Origin of the sequence: Planomonospora sp. ID82291, from assembly GCF_015711645.1 — a bacterium.
GTDB lineage: Bacteria > Actinomycetota > Actinomycetes > Streptosporangiales > Streptosporangiaceae > Planomonospora.
This window is the reverse complement of the sequence record NZ_JABTEX010000003.1, coordinates 421,730-441,973: the sequence shown is the minus strand read 5'-3', so window position 1 is coordinate 441,973 and position 20,244 is coordinate 421,730. Positions and strand designations below refer to the sequence as shown.

The 20,244-nt window shown below is 73.3% G+C and carries 16 protein-coding genes; 8 read left to right on the top strand and 8 right to left on the bottom strand.

Annotated elements, in window-relative coordinates:
- Positions 1–22 precede the first annotated feature (22 nt).
- Positions 23–1,291, top strand: a complete 1,269-nt coding sequence (locus HS045_RS21265; protein WP_196453202.1) for a cytochrome P450 — start codon at positions 23–25, stop codon at positions 1,289–1,291.
- A gap of 123 nt (positions 1,292–1,414) precedes the next feature.
- On the opposite strand, the gene HS045_RS21260 is transcribed toward HS045_RS21265, so the two are convergent.
- A complete protein-coding gene (locus tag HS045_RS21260; RefSeq protein ID WP_304609622.1) occupies positions 1,415–2,746 on the bottom strand; it encodes a glycoside hydrolase family 16 protein in 1,332 nt (443 codons plus the stop codon).
- A 360-nt stretch (positions 2,747–3,106) separates the two neighbouring features.
- Between HS045_RS21260 and HS045_RS21255 the strand changes: the two genes are divergently transcribed.
- Positions 3,107–3,727, top strand: a complete 621-nt coding sequence (locus HS045_RS21255; protein ID WP_196453201.1) for an L-threonylcarbamoyladenylate synthase — start codon at positions 3,107–3,109, stop codon at positions 3,725–3,727.
- Positions 3,728–3,770: 43 nt separating this feature from the next.
- Here the strand turns inward: HS045_RS21255 and HS045_RS21250 are convergent, their stop codons facing one another.
- Positions 3,771–4,967 carry an RNA-guided endonuclease TnpB family protein gene (locus tag HS045_RS21250; protein ID WP_196453200.1) on the bottom strand — a complete coding sequence of 399 codons (1,197 nt, stop codon included), beginning with the start codon at positions 4,965–4,967 and terminating at the stop codon, positions 3,771–3,773.
- A 24-nt stretch (positions 4,968–4,991) separates the two neighbouring features.
- Between HS045_RS21250 and HS045_RS21245 the strand changes: the two genes are divergently transcribed.
- Positions 4,992–5,174: a type II toxin-antitoxin system Phd/YefM family antitoxin gene (locus HS045_RS21245; RefSeq protein ID WP_196453199.1), complete on the top strand. Its 183-nt coding sequence runs from the start codon at positions 4,992–4,994 to the stop codon at positions 5,172–5,174.
- Between the two features lie 197 nt (positions 5,175–5,371).
- Entirely contained in the window at positions 5,372–6,661 is a 1,290-nt protein-coding gene (locus HS045_RS21240) for an AI-2E family transporter (protein WP_196453198.1), read from the top strand.
- Between the two features lie 33 nt (positions 6,662–6,694).
- Here HS045_RS21240 and HS045_RS21235 read toward each other — a convergent pair whose 3' ends face one another.
- From HS045_RS21235 to HS045_RS21220, 3 genes are all read right to left on the bottom strand, one after another.
- Positions 6,695–7,558, bottom strand: a complete 864-nt coding sequence (locus HS045_RS21235) for a metallophosphoesterase (RefSeq protein WP_196453759.1) — start codon at positions 7,556–7,558, stop codon at positions 6,695–6,697.
- Between the two features lie 133 nt (positions 7,559–7,691).
- Positions 7,692–10,175, bottom strand: coding sequence for an N-6 DNA methylase (locus HS045_RS21225; protein ID WP_230884519.1), 2,484 nt, complete (start codon positions 10,173–10,175; stop codon positions 7,692–7,694).
- A 152-nt stretch (positions 10,176–10,327) separates the two neighbouring features.
- On the bottom strand, positions 10,328–10,753 hold the full coding sequence (locus tag HS045_RS21220; protein ID WP_196453197.1) for an STAS domain-containing protein: 426 nt from the start codon (positions 10,751–10,753) through the stop codon (positions 10,328–10,330).
- Between the two features lie 350 nt (positions 10,754–11,103).
- Here HS045_RS21220 and HS045_RS21215 point away from each other — a divergent pair, with 350 nt between their 5' ends.
- From HS045_RS21215 to HS045_RS21200, 4 genes are all read left to right on the top strand, one after another.
- Positions 11,104–12,366, top strand: a complete 1,263-nt coding sequence (locus HS045_RS21215; protein ID WP_307827631.1) for an extracellular solute-binding protein — start codon at positions 11,104–11,106, stop codon at positions 12,364–12,366.
- Positions 12,367–12,466: 100 nt separating this feature from the next.
- Entirely contained in the window at positions 12,467–13,372 is a 906-nt protein-coding gene (locus HS045_RS21210) for a carbohydrate ABC transporter permease (protein WP_230884518.1), read from the top strand.
- Positions 13,369–14,340 carry a carbohydrate ABC transporter permease gene (locus HS045_RS21205; protein ID WP_196453196.1) on the top strand — a complete coding sequence of 324 codons (972 nt, stop codon included), beginning with the start codon at positions 13,369–13,371 and terminating at the stop codon, positions 14,338–14,340. The genes HS045_RS21210 and HS045_RS21205 overlap by 4 nt, the downstream gene beginning before the upstream one ends.
- Positions 14,341–14,545: 205 nt before the next feature.
- A complete protein-coding gene (locus HS045_RS21200) occupies positions 14,546–16,453 on the top strand; it encodes an N-6 DNA methylase (RefSeq protein WP_196453195.1) in 1,908 nt (635 codons plus the stop codon).
- Positions 16,454–16,497: 44 nt separating this feature from the next.
- Here HS045_RS21200 and HS045_RS21195 read toward each other — a convergent pair whose 3' ends face one another.
- The 3 genes from HS045_RS21195 to HS045_RS21185 all read right to left on the bottom strand — a co-directional run bounded on the left by HS045_RS21195 (position 16,498) and on the right by HS045_RS21185 (position 20,102).
- A complete protein-coding gene (locus HS045_RS21195; protein WP_196453194.1) occupies positions 16,498–18,210 on the bottom strand; it encodes an HAD hydrolase family protein in 1,713 nt (570 codons plus the stop codon).
- A gap of 99 nt (positions 18,211–18,309) precedes the next feature.
- Positions 18,310–19,311, bottom strand: coding sequence for a DUF418 domain-containing protein (locus HS045_RS36230; protein ID WP_196453193.1), 1,002 nt, complete (start codon positions 19,309–19,311; stop codon positions 18,310–18,312).
- A gap of 158 nt (positions 19,312–19,469) precedes the next feature.
- Positions 19,470–20,102, bottom strand: coding sequence for a DUF3152 domain-containing protein (locus HS045_RS21185; protein WP_307827630.1), 633 nt, complete (start codon positions 20,100–20,102; stop codon positions 19,470–19,472).
- Positions 20,103–20,244: the final 142 nt, after the last annotated feature.

The following is a 20,244-nucleotide window of genomic DNA, read 5'->3' as shown; positions in this document are numbered from 1 at the left end:
AGAAGACCACGAGGGGGAGACCATGAGCACTCCGGCGGCAGGTCCGGCCGCGACCGGCGCGTTCGACCTGACGGATCCCGCACTGCTGAGCGACCCGTACGGCGGGTTCGCGCGGATGCGGGAGCAGGCCCCCATGGTGCGCGGCGCCTTCCCCGGCGCCGCCGCCCCCGTCTGGCTGGTCACCCGGTACGACGACGTCAGGACGGTCCTGGGCGACCCCCGGTTCGTCAACGACCCGGCCCACGTCCCCGGGGGGGACGTGCAGAACATCCGCGAGCAGGTGATCCGGGCGCGCGGCATCCCCCCGGAGTACGCGCGGTACGTGCTGGACGGCATCCTGGACGCCGACGGCGAGGACCACGTCCGGCTGCGCCGGCTCGTCTCCCGGGCCTTCACCGCACGCCGGGTCGCCGAACTGCGCCCGCGGGTCGCCGCGATCGCCGACGACCTCCTCGACCGGCTCCCCGGCACGGCCGAGGACGGCGTCGCCGACCTGATCGAGCACGTCGCCTACCCGCTGCCGATCACCGTCATCTGCGAGCTGGTCGGCATCCCGCAGGAGGACCGCCCCCGGTGGCGGGAATGGGGCGCCGCACTGTTCACCCCGGACCCGGCGGGGTTCGGCGCGGTGCTGCGCGACATGGTCGGCCACATCGAGGAGCTGATCGTACGGCGCCGCGCCGCCCCCGGCGACGACCTGCTCACCGGGCTGGTCCACGTCCACGACGAGGACGGCGACCGGCTCGGCGACGCCGAACTGGTCACGATGGTCCTGACCCTGGTCCTGGCCGGGCACGAGACCACCGCCCACCTGATCGGCAACGGGACCGCGGCCCTGCTCGCCCATCCCGGTCAGCTGGCCCTGCTCCGCCGCGAGCCGGAGCTGATGCCCCGCGCCGTCCACGAACTGATGCGCTGGTGCGGGCCGGTCCACCTGGCCCGGATGCGCTACGCCGCCGAGGACGTCGGGATCGGCGGTCTGACGGTCCGCCGGGGCGAGGCGGCGGTGGCCGTACTGGCCGGAGCCAACCGCGACCCGCGCGTGTTCGCCGATCCCGACCGCCTCGACATCACCCGCGAACCGGACGGGCGGCGGGAGACGCACGTCGGCTTCGGCCACGGGATGCACTACTGCCTGGGCGCCGCGCTGGCCCGGCAGGAGGGCGAGGTGGCCCTGGCGGCGCTGCTGCGCCGCTTCCCGGACCTCGCCCTGGCCGTGGCGCCCGAGGACCTTCCCCGGCGGCCGCTGCCGGGCATGTGGCGCCTGGCCCGGCTGCCCGTGCGGCTCTGAGCCGTACGGGCGGCCGGGGCGGCCGGGGCCGCCGGAGCCCTCGGGAGCGACCGGACCGGCCGGGTCACCGAGGGCGCGGTGCGGGGACACCGCGGGCGCGACCCGGCCGGGATCCCGCCCGGGTCAGTCGCCGAACGAGAACCAGTTGAGGTTGACGAAGTCGGCGGGCTGCCCGCTGCTGAAGGTGACGTAGACCGTATGGGTCCCGGTCACCGGGGTGATGTTGGCCGGGACGGTGCGCCAGCTCTGCCAGCCGCCGGTGCCGGCGATGGCGAAGTCGCCGATCGGCGCGGCGGTCGGACTGCCCAGGCGCACCTGGACCAGTCCGCTGACCCCGCCCGCCGCCCCGGAGGCGACGCGGGCCCGGAACTGGGTGGCCGCCGTGCTCCCGAACCGCACGTCGTCGAAGCGCAGCCAGTCGCCGTTGCCGATCCCGCCGACGTTCCGCCCGCCGCCGGAGTCGGTGGTGGACTCCACCAGGGTGCCGGACTGCGCCTGGTGGGCCTCGGCCTGGATGGTCGAGCGGGCGTCCACCCCGCCGGGGTCGCCGGTGGGCGTGACCGTCGGGGTGGGCTCGGACCCGGAGCCGCTCTGCCAGACGGCCACGTAGTCGACGAGCATCGACCGGCCGGAGACCGTGGCCGCGGTCGGGGTCGACCCGCCCAGCGCGTTGGGGAACGCCCCGCCCATGGCCACGTTGAGCAGCAGGAAGTATCCCTGGTGGGAGGTCATGGCGTTCCAGGTCGCGGCGTCGAACCGGTTCTGGCTGATGCTGTGGAACTGCTGTCCGTCGACGTACCAGCGCAGCTGGTCGGGGGAGACGGAGCGGTCCCACTCGAAGCGGTAGGTGTGGAACGCCGACTGGCAGGACGTCCCCGGGCAGGGACGGCTGGCGCCCAGGCCGGTGGTCTCGTTGCAGGGACCTCCGGGGTTCACCCCGCAGTGGAGCACGGCCCAGACGGAGTCGATCCCGTTGACGTTCTCCATGATGTCGAACTCGCCGATGGCGGGCCAGTTCCAGTAGTCGCCGCGGTACGGGGCGCCCAGCGCCCAGAAGGCGGGCCAGTAGCCCAGTGCGGCCTCACCGGTGACGTCGGGCATCCGGATCCGGCTCTCGATGCGCAGGATGCGGCCGTCGGCGGGCTTGAAGTCGGCGCGCCGGGTCTCGATGCGGCCCGACGTCCACTCGCTCCCGTTCTTGATCGGGGTGATGCGCAGGTTCCCGCCGCCGTCCAGGCTCAGGTTGGCGGGGTCGGAGGTGTAGCGCTGGATCTCGCCGGTGCCCCAGTTGCCGGGGCCGCCGGGGTAGGCGTGGCCGGTGTCGACGATCCAGTCGGCGGAGGAGGGGAGGGATCCGGCGCCGCCGGTGAAGTCGTCGCTCCAGACCAGGGACCAGCCGGAGGGGGTGGAGGGGACCGCGGCGTTGGCGGCGACGGCGGCCATCGGCAGCGCCAACGCGGCGATGATGATCGGGATCCATCTCAGAGAGCGATTTCTCGTGCGGACACGGTTCATTCGAGGCCTCTCTCGGGGGGCGGATGAGGGGCGGTCGATCGTCGCTGCAGCAAGAAGACCGATTAATGCCACTGTTGCGCGAACGTTAATTCCGGTCAACAGGTGCGGTAAAAATTTAGAGAGCGCTCTCCCAGTCGATCGACTTTCTGTCGCCCTCGCCCTCGCCCTCGCCCTCGCCCTCTCACGGGAGCGGGCAGGGGCGGGCGGGAAGGGGGAGGCCGGTCGGCTCGGGAGGGGAGCCGACCGGTCCGGGCGCCGGTCCGGGCGATTGCGTGCGCAATCCTCTCTAAGCTCTGGAGTGTGGCGAAATACTTCGACGTGCATCCGGACAGTCCGCAGCCCCGGCTGATCGGCCAGGTGGCCGATCTCCTACGGGCGGACGGGCTGATCGCGTACCCGACGGACTCCGGCTACGCGCTGGGATGCCGGTTGGGCAACAAGGACGGGATCGACCGGATCAGGGAGATCCGCAACCTCGGCGGCGACCATCACTTCACCCTCGTGTGCAAGGACTTCGCCCAGTTCGGCCAGTTCGTGCACGTGAGCAACGCGCAGTTCCGCTCGGTCAAGGCGGCGACCCCGGGCGGCTACACGTTCATCCTGCCCGGCACCAAGGAGGTGCCGCGGCGGTTGCTGCACCCCAGGAAGAAGACGGTCGGCGTCCGGATCCCCGACCACGTCGTCGTGCAGGCGCTGCTGGCCGAGCTGGGCGAGCCGCTGGTGTCGAGCACCCTGCTGCTGCCCGACGAGACCGAGTCCCTGACCCAGGGCTGGGAGATCAAGGAGAGGCTCGACCATGCGGTGGACGCCGTCATCGACTCAGGGGAGTGCGGCGCCACCCCGACGACGGTCGTGGACCTCTCGCAGGGCGAGCCGGAGATCCTGCGCCGGGGCACCGGGGACCCGTCCCCCTTCGATTGACGCGCTCCCCGGCCTGAAGGCGGGGGATACAGCCCGTGCCGCGTCATGCGGCACCTCTGAGGCTTCCTGCTTCGCCGACCTGCGCCACCGCGAGCGGTGGTCTCACCTGGTCTCCACAGGCGTTTAGCCTGTCCGCCCGCCCGGCGGCCAGGATGTTTCTCGCCGCGTTGACGTCCCGGTCGTGGACGGCCCCGCACGGGCAGGCCCACGACCGGACGTTGAGCGGCATGGATTCGGCGAGCGTCCCGCAGGCCCCGCACATCTTCGAGGAGGGGAACCACCGGTCGATTCTGCCGAGATGCCGCCCATGACGGGCGGCCTTGTAGGCGAGCATGCCGACGAACTGCGACCAGCCCGCATCATGGATGCTCTTGGCCAGCTTCGTGCGGGCCAGGCCCGTCACACACAGGTCCTCCACATACACCGCTTGGTTCTCGCGGATGATCTGCGTGGACAGCTGGTGCGTGAAGTCCCGGCGCGCATCGGCCACCTTCGCGTGAGCCTTGGCGACCTTGACGACGGCCTTCTTGCGGTTGTTCGACCCCTTCGCCTTCCGGCTGAGGACCTGCTGGGCTTTGCGGAGCTTCTTCGCCGCCCGGCGCAGGAACCGGGGATTGCCGATCTTCCGGCCGTCCGAGGTCACCGCGAAATGCGTCAGCCCCAGATCGATCCCGACCTCGGCGGCCGTCTCGGGCAGCGGCTCCTCGCCGACCTCCACGACGAAGCTCGCGAAGTACCGCCCGGCCGCGTCCTTGATGACCGTCACCGATGACGGCTCCGAGGGCAGGGATCGTGACCAGCGCACCGCAACGTCCCCGATCTTCGGCAGGCGCAGCCTCCCGCCCGCCGTGACCTGGAAGCGCGCGTTCTTCGTGAAGCGGATGGCCTGCCGGTTGTCCCTCTTGGAGCGGAACCGGGGCGCGGCGACCTTCGGCCCCTTCCGCTTGCCCGTGACCGAGGCGAAGAAGTTGCGGTAGGCGGTGTTCAGATCGGCCAGCGCCTGCTGGAGCACTACGGCGGAGACCTCGCCCAGCCAGGAGCGTTGCGGCGTCTGCTTCGCCGCCGTGATGAGCCGCTTCGACAGGTCCCCGTCCGAGACGTACGGCAGTCCCTGTTCGCGGGCGTCCTGCCGGGCGCGCAGGGCGTCGTTGTACACCGTCCGCGCGCACCCGAACGCGCGCGCCAGCGCGTGGCGCTGGGCGGGCGTCGGGTAGAGGCGGTACTGGTATCGAAGCTGCACGGTGCCGATAGTACCATTGGTTCCGTGACGGAACGTATGAGTGTTCGAGAACTCCGCGACAACCTGGGCCGCCGCATCGACGTCGCCCACTTCACCGGCGAAGCGACCATCGTGGAGCGCCACGGCGAACCCCGCGCCGTCGTCGTCTCCTACGCCTGGTGGGCCGGGCAGCAAGAACAGGCCGGTCAGGGCACGCCCGCGCCCTAGCGGGCGCTCCCGCGCGGGCCTTCACCTCCGGCCTGAAGGCCGGAGGTGAAGGCCCGCATCCAGGTAGCCGGTGAGCGCATTCCGGACACCCCTGCCCGGACGCCCCCGCCCGGACACCGACGGGGCCTCGGCCGATCCCCGCCCGGCCGCCGATCCGAGGCCGCCGGGCCGATCGCCGGGCGCACTAGGGTGATCCCATGCCTGCCACGCTGAGTTCCACGAAGACCCGAGCGGCACTGCGTTCCTCAGCCCGCATCTCCCTGGAACTGCTCCTGGTCCTGCTGATGACCGCCGTGGTGCTGTGGGCGCTGGGCCAGATGTGGTCGGTCACGTGGCCGGTGCTCGTCGCACTGCTGCTGACCACGCTGACCTGGCCGCCCACCCGCTTCCTGCGCCGGCGCGGGTGGCCCCCGGCCCTGGCCGCATCGGTGGTGACCGTCCTGTTCCTCATCGTGGCGGCGGGCATCGTGGTGCTGATCGCCGTACCGGTCGCGTCCCAGTCCGGCGAGCTCACCGCCGGTGTGGTCGACGGCATCCAGCAGCTGCGGAAATGGGCCGCCGGTCCGCCGCTGAACATCGGCGACGCCCAGTTCGCCCAGGGGCTCGACACGGCCGCGACCCGCATCCAGGGCAGCGTCGGCGGCATCGTCAACGCCGCCGTCACCGGCGTGGGCACGGTGCTCAACGGCCTCGTCACCACGGTGCTGGCCCTCTTCCTGATGTTCTTCTTCCTGAAGGACGGCCCCCGGTTCCTGCCGTGGCTCTCCCGCCAGCTGCCCGGCCGGCTCGCGGTCGACATCCCGGCCGTCGCCGCGCGCGGCTGGGACACCCTGGGGGCGTTCGTCCGCTCCCAGGCCTTCGTCGGCCTGCTGGACGCCGTCTTCATCGGGCTGGGGCTGTGGATCGTCGGCGTCCCGCTGGTGCTCCCGCTGGCCGTGCTGACGTTCGTCGCGGCGTTCGTGCCGATCGTCGGCGCCCTCTTCGCCGGGTTCGTGGCCGTGCTCATCGCCCTGGTGTCGAACGGCCCGACCGACGCGCTCATCGTGCTGATCATCATCGTCGTGGTGCAGCAGCTCGAGGGCAACGTCTTCCAGCCCATGGTGCAGAGCCACGGTCTGGGCCTGCATGCGGCGGTGGTCCTGCTCGCGGTCACGCTGGGCGGCAGTCTGGCGGGCATCGTCGGCAGCCTGCTGGCGGTGCCGGCGGCCGCGTTGATCGCCGTGGTCTGGAAGTACCTGCGTGAGCAGCTCGGCGAACCGGGCCGGGCGCAGGGGGCGGATGAGCCGGAGGGCGGTCCGGCGCAGGGGGCGGGTGAGCCGGAGGGCGGTCCGGCGCAGGGGACGAGCGGACCGGGGGCGGGTGAGCCGGAGGGCGGTCCGGCGCAGGGGACGAGCGGACCGGGGGCGGGTGAGCCGGCGGGCGGTCCGGCGCCGGAGACGAGCGGACCGGGGGCGGGTGAGCCGGAGGGCGGTCCGGCGCCGGCGTAGGACGCCGCCGGGAACCCGCCGCCCGCGCCCCGATCACCCGCCGTCCTCGGAAGAGGGCGCCGTGCGCGCGGGTAGGACGGCCCGGGGACGCGGCGGCGGTCCCGCGCGGCGGCTCCACTCACGGGGATAGCCGACGGACACCTCCTCGAACGGCACCCCGTCGTAGCGGGTGCTGCGGGGGATGTGCAGGTGACCGTAGACCACGGCGGCGGCGTCGAACCTGAGGTGCCAGTCGGCGGTGCGCTCGGTGCCGCACCACAGGGCGAACTCCGGGTACCGCAGCACCCGGGTCGGCTCGCGCACCAGCGGGTAGTGGTTGACCAGCACGGTGGGCAGCGCCGGATCGCGGCCGGCCAGCCGCCGCTCGGTCTCGGCGACGCGGGCGGCGCACCAGGCCTGCCTGCTGGGATACGGATCGGGGTGCAGCAGCACCTCGTCGGTGCACACCACCCCCGCCTCCAGGGCCCGGTCCATCGCCTCCTCCGCGGTGGCGGCGCCGTACGGCCGGAAGGTGTAGTCGTACAGGAGGAACAGCGGGGCGACGGTGACCGGGCCACCCTCCCCCCGCCACACCGGGTACGGGTCCTCAGGAGTGGTCACGCCGAGGTCGCGGCACATCTCCACGAGATACCGGTAACGCGCCTCGCCGCGCAGCCGCACCGGATCCTCGGGCGGCGTCCACAGCTCGTGGTTGCCCGGAGCCCACACCACCGTGGCGAAGCGCTCACCGAGCAGGCGCAGCGCCCACTCGACATCGGCCATGATCTCGCCCACGTCACCGGCGACGAGCAGCCAGTCTCCGTCGGTCTCCGGCTGCAGGCGCTCGACGATCCTGCGGTTCTCGGGATGGCGCACGTGGAGGTCGCTGACGGCCAGCAGGCGGGGGGTGGAGACCATGCGCGATGGTAACCCGCCCCGCAGCGAGGCGGCGGCCCAGGGCGAGAGCCTGGTGCTCGACCAGGACTTCTCCGGGCGGAGCCGGTGCCGCATCCGGTCCTCAGGACGGCGGGCTCCGGGGCGGACCGCCGGGTCAGGAGGCCGTCGCCGGGCGGGACCGTGGGGCGCGGAAGAGCGCGAGGGTCTCGGGGAGCTGCGAATGGAGCGGGCCGGGCAGGGCGTCCGGGGCGAACCAGCCGAGTTCGTCGAACTTGTGCGGCTCGCCGATCGCGACGGCCGCGGGGTCGACGCGGACCGCGAAGACGACCGCCACCCAGTGGGAGGGCGGGTCCCGCCGGACGACGTTGCGGACCCCGATCTGCTCCAGCCCGAGCACGTCGGCGGAGTACTCCTCGCGGACCTCGCGGGTCACGGCCGCCTCGAACGACTCGCCGTACTCCAGCGCGCCGGCCCCGCAGTCCCAGGCGCCGGGCTCGTCCCGCGCGCCGGGCCCCCGGCGGGCCAGCAGGATCCGGCCGTCGCCGTCGTGGCAGACGAACACGCAGGAGACGGCGGGCACCGCAGGCCGCCCGGCGGCGCGAGCCCCTCCGGCCCCGGCGTCTCCGGGCCCGGTGCCCGCGGTCGCGGCGCCGGTGCCCGCGGCGTCTCCGGGCCCGGTGCCCGCGGCGTCTCCGGGCCCGGTGCCCGCGGTCGCGGCGCGACCGGGGTCCGCGGAGCCGGGCGACGGCGGGGCGAGGGCTCCCGTGGCGAGGCCGCGGGCGATCGCGGTCGCGGTCAGGCCGCCGTTCAGGGCGAGCCGGCGCAGCTCCGCCTCGAACGTGAAGATCCGGCGGAAGAGGTCGCCGTAGCGGCGCTGCTCGTCCCGGCCCAGGCGCGGCACCTGGGCCCGGCGCGGGTCGAAGCGGGTCGCGGCCGACTGCACGCCCGAGGACGTGCCGACCGCCGAGGCGGCGGACGGGGTCCGCAGGAACCCCGCCAGGAAGAACGGGTCGAGCCGGTCGGGATCCGGTCGCAGGAGGGTGAGCCGCGGGCCGAGGAGCAGGCCGGGCTCCTCGACCACCCGGGCCGCCAGGCCGCCGCTCCGGGAGGCGACCACCACGTCTCCCGGCTCGATCCTGATCCGGTCGGCGGGCTCGGTGAGCACCTCGGTCCGGTCGCCGTCGAACACCTGCCGGTCGGTCAGGACGGGGTCCCCCGAGCCGTCGATCTCGAAGCGCCCGGCCTGGTGCAGCGAGAGCGCTCCGATCCGTTCCAGCTCCGAGAGCGCGACGCCCGGCATCTCCCGGCCCGGACCGGGAACGGCCTCGGGGATCAGCGCGGTGAGCCGTTCGAGCTGCGCGGCGAGGCGCTCGCGGAAGGCGAGGCAGCCCTCCGCGGAGACCTGGTCCGCCGCTCCCAGATGGCGGGAGGGGGTGACGTCGACGTCCTCGTCGACCAGGTCGATGATCGGCACCGTACGGCTCTCGCCGGGCCGGTCGAGATCGGCCTCCGGGTCAGCCCGGAACGCGTGCCACAGGGCGGTGACCGCGTCGAAGTTCGCCGGATCGGCCTCGGCCATCAGCACGCGCGACGGGGTACGGCCCTCGCCCGACGGCTTGCGCAGCACCCAGACGTGCACGGGCAGGCCGGTGCCGGTGGCCATCCTCGGCGGCAGGCCGATCACCGCCTGGAGCGCTCCGCGCCGCAGCAGGTTGCTGCGGATGCGGCGGCCGGAGCGGCGGGCGGCGGCGATCGCGGGCATCAGCAGCACCGCGACGCCGCCCGGTTCCAGATGGGCGAGCGCGTGCTGGACCCAGGCGAGCTCGGACTCCGTCTTGGGGGGCAGGCCGTACTCCCAGCGCGGATCGCCGGTCAGCTCGGCGTATCCCCAGTTGCGTTCGTTGAACGGCGGATGGCACACGACGGTGTCGACGCTCACGCCGGACCAGGCGTCGTGCCGGAGGGAGTCGCCCGTCCTGACCTCGCCGCCCGTCCCGGTCAGGGTCAGACGCGACTGCGCCAGCCGCGCGAGGGAGGGGTCGCTCTCCTGACCGTAGGCGTGCTCGGCTCCGGGCGCCCCCGGCGGACCGGAGGGCTCCGCCGCCCTGCACGCCGCGGCCAGCAGGACGCCGAGACCGCAGGCCGGGTCGAGGACCGAGCGCAGGCCCGGCCCGGCCAGCCCGGCCATGAACTCCGCGACCTCGGGCGGGGTCTCGACCAGGCGCCGGGAGTGCACGTCGGCGTAGCGGTCGAGGAGGAACCGGACGGCGTGCGCGGGACCCTGCTCCGCGGCGTACCGCTCGACGAGGCTCCACGCGGAGGAGGGGACGAGGCGGGGCCGCCCCTCGCCGCGCAGCAGCTCGGTGACCTCCGCGACGACCTCGCCGAGCCGCAGGTCGTCGGCGGCGGTCCGGATCTGCTGCCAGGCGCGCTCGCGCAGCGGCAGCTCCTGGACCTTGCCCTGGGTGAGCAGCCACGCCTCGACGGCCTGGAGGGAGAAGGCCGGGCTGGTCGCCGTCCCCCCCACGGGTTCGGGGAAGTCCTCGTGGCGGCGCCGCCAGTTGCTCACGGCCGCGCGGCCGACACCTGCCATCCGTGCGATGTCGGCCGCGCTGACGGTCGCCTCGTCGCCTGGCATCGCCGACCTCCGTCATCTCATCCGGGTACGCCGTGGGTGTGGACGCCAACGTATCCCATGACGTGGAACCTGACCGATCCGCGGTCGGATACAGGTGTATTGCGTTCACAATTTCAGGGGCGGCGGGCGGCGGGCGGCGGGCGGCGGGCGGGTCAGGGAGTCGGGCAGGGGTCCCCGTCGGCCGGCCCGGCGGACCGGTCGGCGGACCGGTCGGCGGCGGTCCGGAGGGCGTCGCCCGGCTCGTGGTGGATCTCGAAGGCCTTGCGCAGACCGGTGATCGCCAGCACCCGGGACAGGACGCCGTGCACACCGCTGAGCATCAGCCGGACACCCGCGGCCTCGCTGCGCTGCAGCGCGTCGACCAGCTCGCTGAGGCCGACCGAGTCGCAGAAGGCGACCCCGGACAGGTCCACGACGAGGACCGCCATTCCCGGCGCGGCCCAGAGGCGGCCCAGGTGCTCGTGCAGCGCCGGCGCGGAGCGGTAGTCGAGCTCTCCGCGGGCGCGGACGACGATCGCCTCTCCACGCGGTTCGGACGAGACGGTGAACGCCGAGCCGCGGTCGGGCTCGAACAGCATGGTCGGCTCCTCACGCCTGCGGGTTCAGGGCAGGTAGCCCCCCTTTCTACCAGTGCGGAGAACGCCGCGTGACGGAGGGGGGCGCGGCCGTCCCGCGCTCGCTGGGCGCGCCCCGCTGGTACGGACCAGTGAGGCGGCCCGGGGAGCGGCGTTGCGAAACCGATATCGGCCGGTATGGACCGGGAGTTTCCCGCCACCTAACGTGGTCCGCATCACACCGGCCGCGAATCGGCCCGGCCGCGCAGGCCGGAGCCGGTCCGAGGCCGAAGAGCGGTGCACCGAGGCGCTCCTCGGTATCCCCCACTGGTACGGACCGGCACGGGCCGTACGACGACCAAGGTGGTAAGCACGTGAACAAGAGGCTCGTTGGAGCGGTCACGCTCGGCCTGGCCGCCGCACTGGTAATGACCGCCTGCGGCTCCGAGGACCCCGCCGGAGGCGGGGGCGGCGCCGCCGGCGGCGCGGTGACGCTGAAGCTGGTCGCCGCCGACTACGGCGACGGACCCACCGCCGAGAACAGCGGTGAGAAGTTCTGGAGGGGCGTCGTCGACGAGTTCCAGGCGGCCAACCCCGGCATCAGGGTCGACGTCCAGGTGATCAACTGGAACGACATCGACAAGCAGGTCGCCACCATGGTCCAGAACGGCCAGGTGCCCGACATCCTGCAGACCGGCGACTACTCGGGCTTCGTCAAGGACGGGCTGCTCTACAGGACCGACGAGGTCCTCTCGCCGAACACCTCCGCCGACCTGCTGGAGAAGTTCGCCGACTTCGGCAAGGTCGAGGGCGTCGGCTACGGCATCCCGTTCGTCTCCTCCGCCCGCGCCCTGTTCTACAACAAGGCCCTGTTCGCCAAGGCCGGCGTCGCCGAGGCCCCCACGACCTGGGACGAGCTCAAGGCCGCCGCCGAGAAGCTGAAGGCCTCCGGCGTCTCCCAGCCGTTCGGCCTGCCGCTGGGCAACGAGGAGGCGCAGGCCGAGTCGTTCCTGTGGTTCATGGGCAACGGCGGCGGCTACAAGGATGCCTCCGGCGCCTGGGCGATCGACTCCCCGGCCAACGTCGAGGCCTTCCGGTACCTCCAGGGCCTGGTCAAGGCGGGCCTGACCACCCCCAACCCCGGCACCAAGAACCGCAAGGACGTCTGGGCCGACTTCGCCGCGGGCAAGGTCGGCATGGTCAACGGCGGCCCCATGTCGATCCCGATCTTCGAGAAGGGCGGCCTGACCGACTTCGGCGTCGCCCCCATCGCGGGCAAGACCGGCCCGCTCGACACCACGCTCGGCGTCGAGGACTGGATCATGGCCTTCAACAAGAACGGCCGCAAGGAGGAGATCAAGAAGTTCTTCGACTTCTTCTACGGCGGCACCGCGGCCCAGAAGATCAGCGACACCTACAAGCTGCTCCCGGTGACCAAGTCCGGCATCGAGAAGCTGTCGTCGGACGAGAAGCTCAAGCCGTTCCTGGACGCGCTGCCCAACGCGACCTTCTACCCCTTCCAGGACCCGAAGTGGTCCGAGGTGAACACCCAGATCAAGCAGACCATCGGCAGCGCGATCGACGGGGACCCGAAGGCGGTCCTCGGGGCGATCCAGAAGACCGCCACCGCGAACTAGCCCCTCGCGGGATCCCGACTCCGATCACCGGTGACCGGATGCGGCGGGCGCTCTCCCGGCGCGCCCGCCGCATCCGGCGCCACGTTCGAAAGCAGGACGCATGCAGCAGACATTCACCCCGGGCAGGGTGGTGCGCGCGCTGGCCCCGCTGGCCTGGATCGGCCCGGCGGTGGCCCTGATCGCCGTCGTCGTCGTCTGGCCGGTCGTGGTGATGGTCCAGTCGTCGTTTTTGAAGATCAGCCGGTTCGGTGTGGTCCAGGGCTCGAACGGGTTCGACAACTACACCAAGCTGTTCGCCGAGCCCGACTTCGGCGGGGTGATGGCCAGGAGCCTGCTGTGGGTGGTCGCCGTGGTGGGTCTCACCGTGACGCTCTCCCTGGGGCTGGCGCAGCTGTTCGACCAGCGCTTCCCGGGCCGCCGGTTCGCCCGCTGGGCGCTGATCGCGCCGTGGGCGGCCTCGGTCCTGATGACGTCGATCATCTTCAAGTGGATGCTCGACCCCGAGGTCGGGCTGATCAACATGATCCGGCGGCACCTCGGCCTGCTGGACGCGCTCGGCGGCGCCGACGCCGACCCGCTCGGCAACGCGGCGACCGCGATGCCGTGGCTCGTCTTCGTCGCGGTCTTCGTCTCCCTGCCGTTCACCACCTACGCGCTGCTCGCGGGGCTGTCGGCGATCCCCCCCGACGTCTACGAGGCCGCGAGGATGGACGGCGCCTCCCGGCTCCGCACCTACTGGTCGGTCACGCTGCCGCTGCTGCGGCCCGCCCTGGTCGTGGCGACGCTCATCAACGTGATGAACGTCTTCAACAGCTTCCCGATCATCTGGGCCATGACCCACGGTCAGCCCGGTTACTCCACCGCGACCTCGACCGTCTTCATGTACATCCTCAAGGGCTCCGACATCGGCGAGTCGGCGGCCATGTCCGTCGTCAACTTCGGAATGGTGATCGTGCTGACGATCGTCTTCCTCAGGGTCAGCAAGTGGAGGGCGGAGGTCTCATGACCGAACACCGCGAGGTCGTCGACGAGCGCCGCCCTCCGGAGGGCGAGACCGGCGGAGGAGCTCCCGTGACCGTCGCCGGGAGCGCCCCGGCCACCCCCGCCGCCCCGGCGCGACGGCGGCCGGCGGCGGGTCCGGGCCCCGCGCGGGTGCGCGCTCTCCCGTCGGTCACGACCGTGATCGTCGCGGCGAGCGCCTACCTCGTCGCGTTCGTCTTCGTCTTCCCCTACCTGGTGATGATCCTCACCGCGCTCCGGCCGCAGGAGGAACTGCGCCAGGCGACCTTCCTGCCGACGACGTTCGCCTGGTCGAACTTCACGAACTTCTGGACGGGCGGGCTGGCGCAGAACCTGGGCGTGACCCTGCAGGTGGCGGCGGGGTCGACCGTCCTGGTGCTGCTGGTGGCGCTGCCCGCCGCGTACTACACGGCCCGGCACGCGTTCCGGGGCCGGACGGCGTTCCTGGTCCTGGTGCTGATCACGCAGATGTTCCAGCCCACCGCCATGCTGGTCGGCATCTACCGCGAGTTCTTCCAGCTCGGGCTGGTGGACACGGTCTGGTCGCTGATCCTCGTCAACGGGGGCTTCAACCTGGCGTTCGCGGTGTGGATCCTCAACGCCTACTTCTCCTCCATCCCGCGCGAGCTGGAGGAGGCCGCCTTCATCGACGGCAACGGCCGGTTCGGCGCGCTGTTCCGGGTCACGCTCCCGCTGGCGATGCCCGGCGTGGTGACCGCGCTGATCTTCACCTTCATCGCGGCCTGGAACGAGTTCGTCGTGGCCCTGACGCTCACCACGACCCCGTCCGGCCAGCCCCTGACCGTGGCGCTGAACTCCTTCATCGGGCAGTACCAGGTGGACTGGCAGAACCTGTTCGCGGGCTCGGTGATCGCCACCATCCCGGTGATCATCCTGTTCGCGCTCATCGAACGGAAGGTCGTCGGGGGCCTGACCGCGGGTTCGATCAAATAGCCGGAGAGGTCTGCCGGGTAAGAAATGGCGGAATTCCGTACCTCATGCCGCAACATGGGTGATTCTGGACCGGTACATTCCGGAGGTGGGGCGGACCGGAAAGCGCGCGCGACCGCGGGCCCGGCCGTCTCCGCCGGCCGGGACGCCGGCGGCACCGCAGGGCGCCGCCGGTCCGGGAGACGGGTGACCCAGCGGGAGGTGGGAAGTGGCCACGCAGGACGGTCCGACGGTGACCTCGGGGGACATCGCCAGGCTCGCGGGGGTCGGCCGGGCCGCGGTGAGCAACTGGCGCCGCCGTTTCGGGGACTTCCCCGGGCCGGTCGGCGGCACCGCCTCCAGCCCGCTGTTCTCCCTGGCGGAGGTCGAGGCCTGGCTGCGGGCGCAGGGCAAGCTGGAGGAGCTCCCCGAGGACGAGCTGCTCTGGCAGCAGGTGCGCAACTCGGCCGACGACCTGCGGCTGCTCTCGCTGGTCAGCCGGCTCGCGGCGGCCGTCGCCCACCGCAGGCTCAGGACGCTCCTGGAGGCCGGGGACGCCGAGGTCGCCGACGCGCTGCCCGACCTGGTCGTGGGCGACGAGGACGTCCCGCTGATCCGCGCCGCCGCCGCGCTCGCCGAGGTCCGCGGGCCCGAGGAGACCGTGGAGTTCCTCTACACCCGCTACGCCCAGGCCCACGCGCGCCGCGTCCAGGCGGTCTCCCCGGAGGTCGCCGGCCTCATGGCGGCGTTCGTCGAGCCCCGGGCCGCCGAGGTGTTCGATCCGTCGTGCGGCCACGGGGGACTCCTGATCGCCGCCGGCGACCCCGGCGCCGTCCGGGCGGTGGGGCAGGAACGCGACGGCGACGCGGCCCGGCTGGCGGGCGCCCGGCTGGCGGTGCGCGGCATCACCGCCGACATCCGGCGGGGCGACGCCCTGACCGGCGACGCCTTCCCGCGGCTGCAGGCCGACGCCGTGCTGTGCAGCCCCCCGTTCAGCGAGCGCGGCTGGGGTTACGAGGAACTGGCGGGCGACCCGCGCTGGCAGTACGGCCTGCCCCCGCGCGGGGAGTCCGAGCTGGCCTGGGTCCAGCACTGCCTGGCCCACGCCCGGCCGGGCGGGCAGGTCATCGTCCTGATGCCGCCCGCCGCGGCGAACCGCAGATCCGGCCGCCGGATCCGCTCCCGGTTCATCCGGACGGGCGCGCTGCGCGCGGTCGTGGCCCTGCCGCCGGGGTCGGCCCCCCAGTCCGCGATGCCGCCCCACCTGTGGCTGCTGCGCCGGCCGGACGACGGCGACCCGGTCCCGACGCACGTGCTCATGATCGACGCCACGGAGTCGCGGGACGCGGCGGTGCCGGCCTGGCGGTCCTTCGTGGAGGACCCGCGGCGCGAGACGGCCGGCAGCCGCGCCGTCCCGGTCATCGACCTGCTCGACGAGGACGTCGACCTCACCCCGGCCCGCCACCTGGCCCGCCGCCCCGCCGTCGCCGGCGGCGTCGGCGCGACCGCGGGCGAGCTGCTGGCGGCGGTCGCCGAGCTGACCCGTCTGCTCCCCCCGGTCACCGAGACGCCGCACAGCCCGCTGGCGGCGGTCCCGCTGGGGGAACTGGCCAGGACGGGCGCCCTGCGCATGGTCCAGACGCCGGGGCGGATGGAGACCGGGCACGGCGAGCTGGCGCTGCTGACCGCCGAGGACCTGCTCGCGGGGCGGTCCGCCACGGGCCGGGGGACGGACGGGCCCGACCTGGTGGTCGCCGGGCCCGGCGACGTCGTCGTCTCCGTCGCGGGACGCACGCCGACCGCCGCGGTGGTCGAGGAGGAGACCGCGCTCGGCCCTCAGCTGCTGCTCATCCGGCCGGACCCCGGCTCCTTCGACCCCCACTTCGTCGCCGGGTTCCTGCGGGCCTCGGCCGGCCGCGCGTCCGGCTCCGCGGCGTCCGCCTCCCGCCCGGACGCGCGGCGGCTGCGGCTGCCCCGGCTGCCCCTCGCCGAGCAGCGGCGCTACGGGCAGGTCTTCCGCGAGCTGGACCTCTTCACCGACGCGCTCCGCCGCGCCGGCGAGGCGGGCGGCCTGCTCCGCGAGCTCGTCCTGGACGGCCTGGTCGACGGCGACCTGCGGCCGGTCCCGCGCGGCTGACCGCGATCGGGCGGGTTCAGCCGGGGCCGGTGGACCGGGCGGGTTCAGCCGGGGCCGGTGGCGGCGGCGGTGTAGCGGTCCTCGACGAGCTCCCGCACGCGCCGCCTGGCCTCGGCCGCGGAGTCGCCGGGCTCCCGCTCGACCCGGGCCACCTCCGCCGCCAGCTCCTCGTCCTTGACCTGCTCGGCGATCCACCGCGAGTAGTCGCCCCGGCGCAGGTGGTGGTTCCAGGTGTCGTCGTCGACGCCGTCGGCCAGCCGGCAGAACACGGCGAGGTTCTCGGCGCGCAGGTTCAGCGCCCCGTGCGGACCCCGGAAGTAGAAGCTCTTGGCCTCCCCGAGGTCCCCGATCGCGTACTTGCGACGGTGCCGCTGGCGCTCCCGCCGGGGCGGGGTCAGCTCCACCCGCAGCGGAGCGGCCGGCGGCTGCCAGAGCAGCAGGTGCCCCGTCGGCAGGTCGGGGAGGTCCTCCGGCGGCAGGATCTGACCGGTGGCGGCGGCGAAGGTGCCGAGCGCGTCGCCGGGGGACTCGCCCACCGCGGCGATCGCGTTCAGGGCCTGCAGGACCGGTCCGCTGACCGCCGCCGGATGCACGGTGACCAGCAGCAGCGCGCCCGCCTCCCGCAGCAGGCCCACCGACTCCAGGCCGAACCCGTCGGGCATCAGGTGGTGGGCCTCGTCGACCACCAGCCAGTGCGGGTGCCCGTGGCGGGCCCGGAGCGCGGCCAGGCGGGGCAGGAACGCCTCGAAGAAGCCCGGCCGGTCGTCGATGGACATCCCCAGCAGGTTGACCACCACGCTCTCCCCGGGCTCCTGCAGCACCTGGAGGATCTCGTCCTCGGTGGGCGCGCGGCGGCCGTCGCCGAGCACGACCGCACCCTCGATCCCCTCGATGTAGTCGCCCTCCGGATCGATCAGGCAGAACTGGTATCCGGCCTCGGCGATGCGCTCCAGCAGCGCGGCGGTGACGGTGGACTTGCCGCTGTGCGAGGGTCCGGCGACCAGCAGCCGCAGGCCGTACGGGGAGAACCGGAGCTCCCCGCCCTCGACGGCGCCCAGCAGCAGGTGGTGCCGGTCCACGTCCACCTCCGACAGGTCGGTCTCGACGATCCGCCCGGCCAGCTCGGCCACCCCGGCGCCGCGCTCCCCGGCGGTCACCAGGTCGCAGCGCTCCTTGACGGCGGGGAGCGCGTTGGCCACCGCCGCCGCGCACTCGCAGGCGACCAGGAACGCGTGGTCGTTCTCCGCGTCGCCCACCCCCACCGTGCTGTGCGCCGACAGGCCGAGCTCCGCCAGCGCGACGGCCAGCCCGCTGGCCTTGTTGACGCCCGAGGGCAGGACCATGACCGCGCCCTTGTTGAAGATCAGCTGCATCTCCAGGCCGAGCTCCCGGATCGCGTGCAGGACGGTGTCGCCGTGCGGCTCCCGGGTGGACACGATCACCGAGCCGACGCCGAGCGGCTCCACGCCCCGCTCGCGCAGGAGCTCGACGAGGCGCGCCGGCGGGGCCTCCGCCAGGGGCGCGCCCGTCTGGTCGGCGGGGCGGTACAGCACGGCCCCGTTCTCGGCGACGACCCGGTCGAACAGGTCCAGCCGGGAAAAGACCCGCCGGAGGTCCTCCAGCTCCCGTCCGGTCACCATGATCAGCCGCCGTCCGGAGCGGGCGAGACGTTCGAGGGCGGCCACGGTGCCGTCGTCGACGCGGCCCTCGGCGGCCAGCGTCTCGTCGTAGTCACAGGCCAGGGCGTGATAGCGCATGTCGGATCGGGTACCCGGCTCCGGCCGCGGCATCGTCTGCATCGGGTGAATTCCTGAGCCGGAAGACTTGAAGGTCGCCGCCCCTTCCGCGGCGGGCGCTCAGGCGGGCGTCGGCGACCTGCGGTTCGGGACCCGCTCCAGCCAGGTCATGCACCGCCACACCCATTCCACCGGGCCGTAGCGGAACCGCGCCAGCCACCACCGGCTGAAGGCGACCTGGGCGGCCAGCACCGCCACCGCCAGCACCGGCACCGACAGCCGGGTCGGATCGGCGACCAGCAGCGGCAGCGTGCCGAGGATGGCCACCGTGCTGAGCAGGTAGTTCGTCAGGGCCATCCGGCCGAGCGGGGTGAGGGTCCGCATCAGCAGGTCGCGCAGGCGGGTGCGCAGGAGCAGCAGCAACCCGGTGCCGTAGGCCGCCGAGCAGGCCACCCCGCTCGCGGTGTAGGCGCTCCGGAAGAGCAGGAGGCCGCCGGTGGAGGAGGCGATCCACAGGTAGACGAGCCCTCCCGCCAGCACCGTGCTGACCAGGAAGGCGGGCGCCAGCAGGCGCTCGGAGAGCGGGAACTCCATCGCGGCCATGCCCAGCAGGAACAGCCCGCTGACCAGGGCTCCGCCGCCGCCGTGGCCGACCCCCCAGACGGTGGCGCCGACCCCGGCCAGCAGCACCATCAGGTCCGGCAGGAACGACGCGGGCAGCAGCACCATCGCGCCGAACCCCGCGTACGGCAGGAGCACCTCGTCCGGGTTCACCAGCCGGTGCGCGGCGCCGAAGCAGGCCAGCACGGCCAGCCTGCGCAGCAGCACCAGGCGGGGGTGCTCCGACCGGTCCTCGGCGGAGCGGAGGAACAGCACGAGGCTCATCCCGAACAGGAACGAGAAGATCGGGAAGAACTTGGCCTGGAAGAGCCCGTCGATGACCCAGTCGACGGAGTTGCGCGCCGGGTGCGCCAACCGGTCGCAGGTGTGCTGCCAGGTGTTGACCACCATGATCCCGCACAGCGCGAAACCGCGGAGCGCGTCGAGCTCGTGAAGTCTGCGGGCCGCGGCGGGACCCCGCACACCGGTCATACGACGGAGATCGTTACGGAATGCAGTCACGCGAGCACCGTATAGCCGACGATCCGCGGAGAACGGGGAAGCACGCCGTGCCTTGCCGGACTCTGTGCCGACCGGCGACGCCCCTCTTCCGGCTCTCCGCGGTCGTCCGCCGCCCTCCGCCGCCCTCCGCGCCGTTCCGGGGGGACCGCCGGGGCGGGTCAGCGCTTGGGGGAGGGCCAGGCGTTGGGGCGGCAGCCGTACAGGGACTTGGTCTGCTGGAGCATGACCGGGGCGCGCCTGCCCGGTCCGGGGCAGGGCACGTGGCCGTGGCCCAGTCCGTGGCCGACCTCGTGGTTGACGACGTACTCGCGGTAGGAGGCGACGTCGCCGCGGTACCCCGGAACGCCCTGGTTCCACCGGACCGCGTTGATGACCGCCCGTTCACCGTTCCAGCAGGACAGCGTGCCCTGGGTGCGCAGCGGCAGGCACCGGCGGTCGGTCAGGGCGGGGCTGGACAGCGAGACGCGGATCCGCACCGGTCCGCGGGAGACCCGCTTGAAGCGGAAACCCCAGCTCCGCGGGTCGTTGAGGGTCCGGTGCACCTCATCGGCGAACTCCCGGGGGTCGAACGGGAGCCCGCGCTCCACCTCGACGACGTACCGGATGACCTTCCCCTTGCGCCGGGCCGGGGGAGCGGCCTCTCCGGGCACGACCGCGTACCGACCGCTCGCGGACCTCGGCACCCGGACCTTCTCCGGCTGCCGCCGCCCGTTGGCGAGCAGGCGGGTCCGCTGCGCCTCGGGGGCGGGCTCGGGCGGGGGCGTGGGGGTGACGGCCATCGTGGGCGTCACCGTCGGTATCACCGTCGGTGCCATCGTCGGTGTCACTGCCGGCGTCGGCGCGACGGTCACCGTCGGTGCCGGTGCCATCGTCGGTGTCACTGTCACTGTCGGTGTCGGTACCGGCGGGGCGGCCCCCGCCGCGGCCCGGGGC

Coding starts and splice junctions, on each gene's coding strand:
- HS045_RS21265 (WP_196453202.1), top strand. CDS start 23: ATGAGCACTCCGGCGGCAGGTCCGGCCGCGACCGGCGCGTTCGACCTG.
- HS045_RS21240 (WP_196453198.1), top strand. CDS start 5,372: ATGCCTGCCACGCTGAGTTCCACGAAGACCCGAGCGGCACTGCGTTCC.
- HS045_RS21235 (WP_196453759.1), bottom strand. CDS start 7,558: ATGGTCTCCACCCCCCGCCTGCTGGCCGTCAGCGACCTCCACGTGCGC.
- HS045_RS21225 (WP_230884519.1), bottom strand. CDS start 10,175: ATGCCAGGCGACGAGGCGACCGTCAGCGCGGCCGACATCGCACGGATG.
- HS045_RS21220 (WP_196453197.1), bottom strand. CDS start 10,753: ATGCTGTTCGAGCCCGACCGCGGCTCGGCGTTCACCGTCTCGTCCGAA.
- HS045_RS21210 (WP_230884518.1), top strand. CDS start 12,467: ATGCAGCAGACATTCACCCCGGGCAGGGTGGTGCGCGCGCTGGCCCCG.
- HS045_RS21205 (WP_196453196.1), top strand. CDS start 13,369: ATGACCGAACACCGCGAGGTCGTCGACGAGCGCCGCCCTCCGGAGGGC.
- HS045_RS21195 (WP_196453194.1), bottom strand. CDS start 18,210: ATGCGCTATCACGCCCTGGCCTGTGACTACGACGAGACGCTGGCCGCC.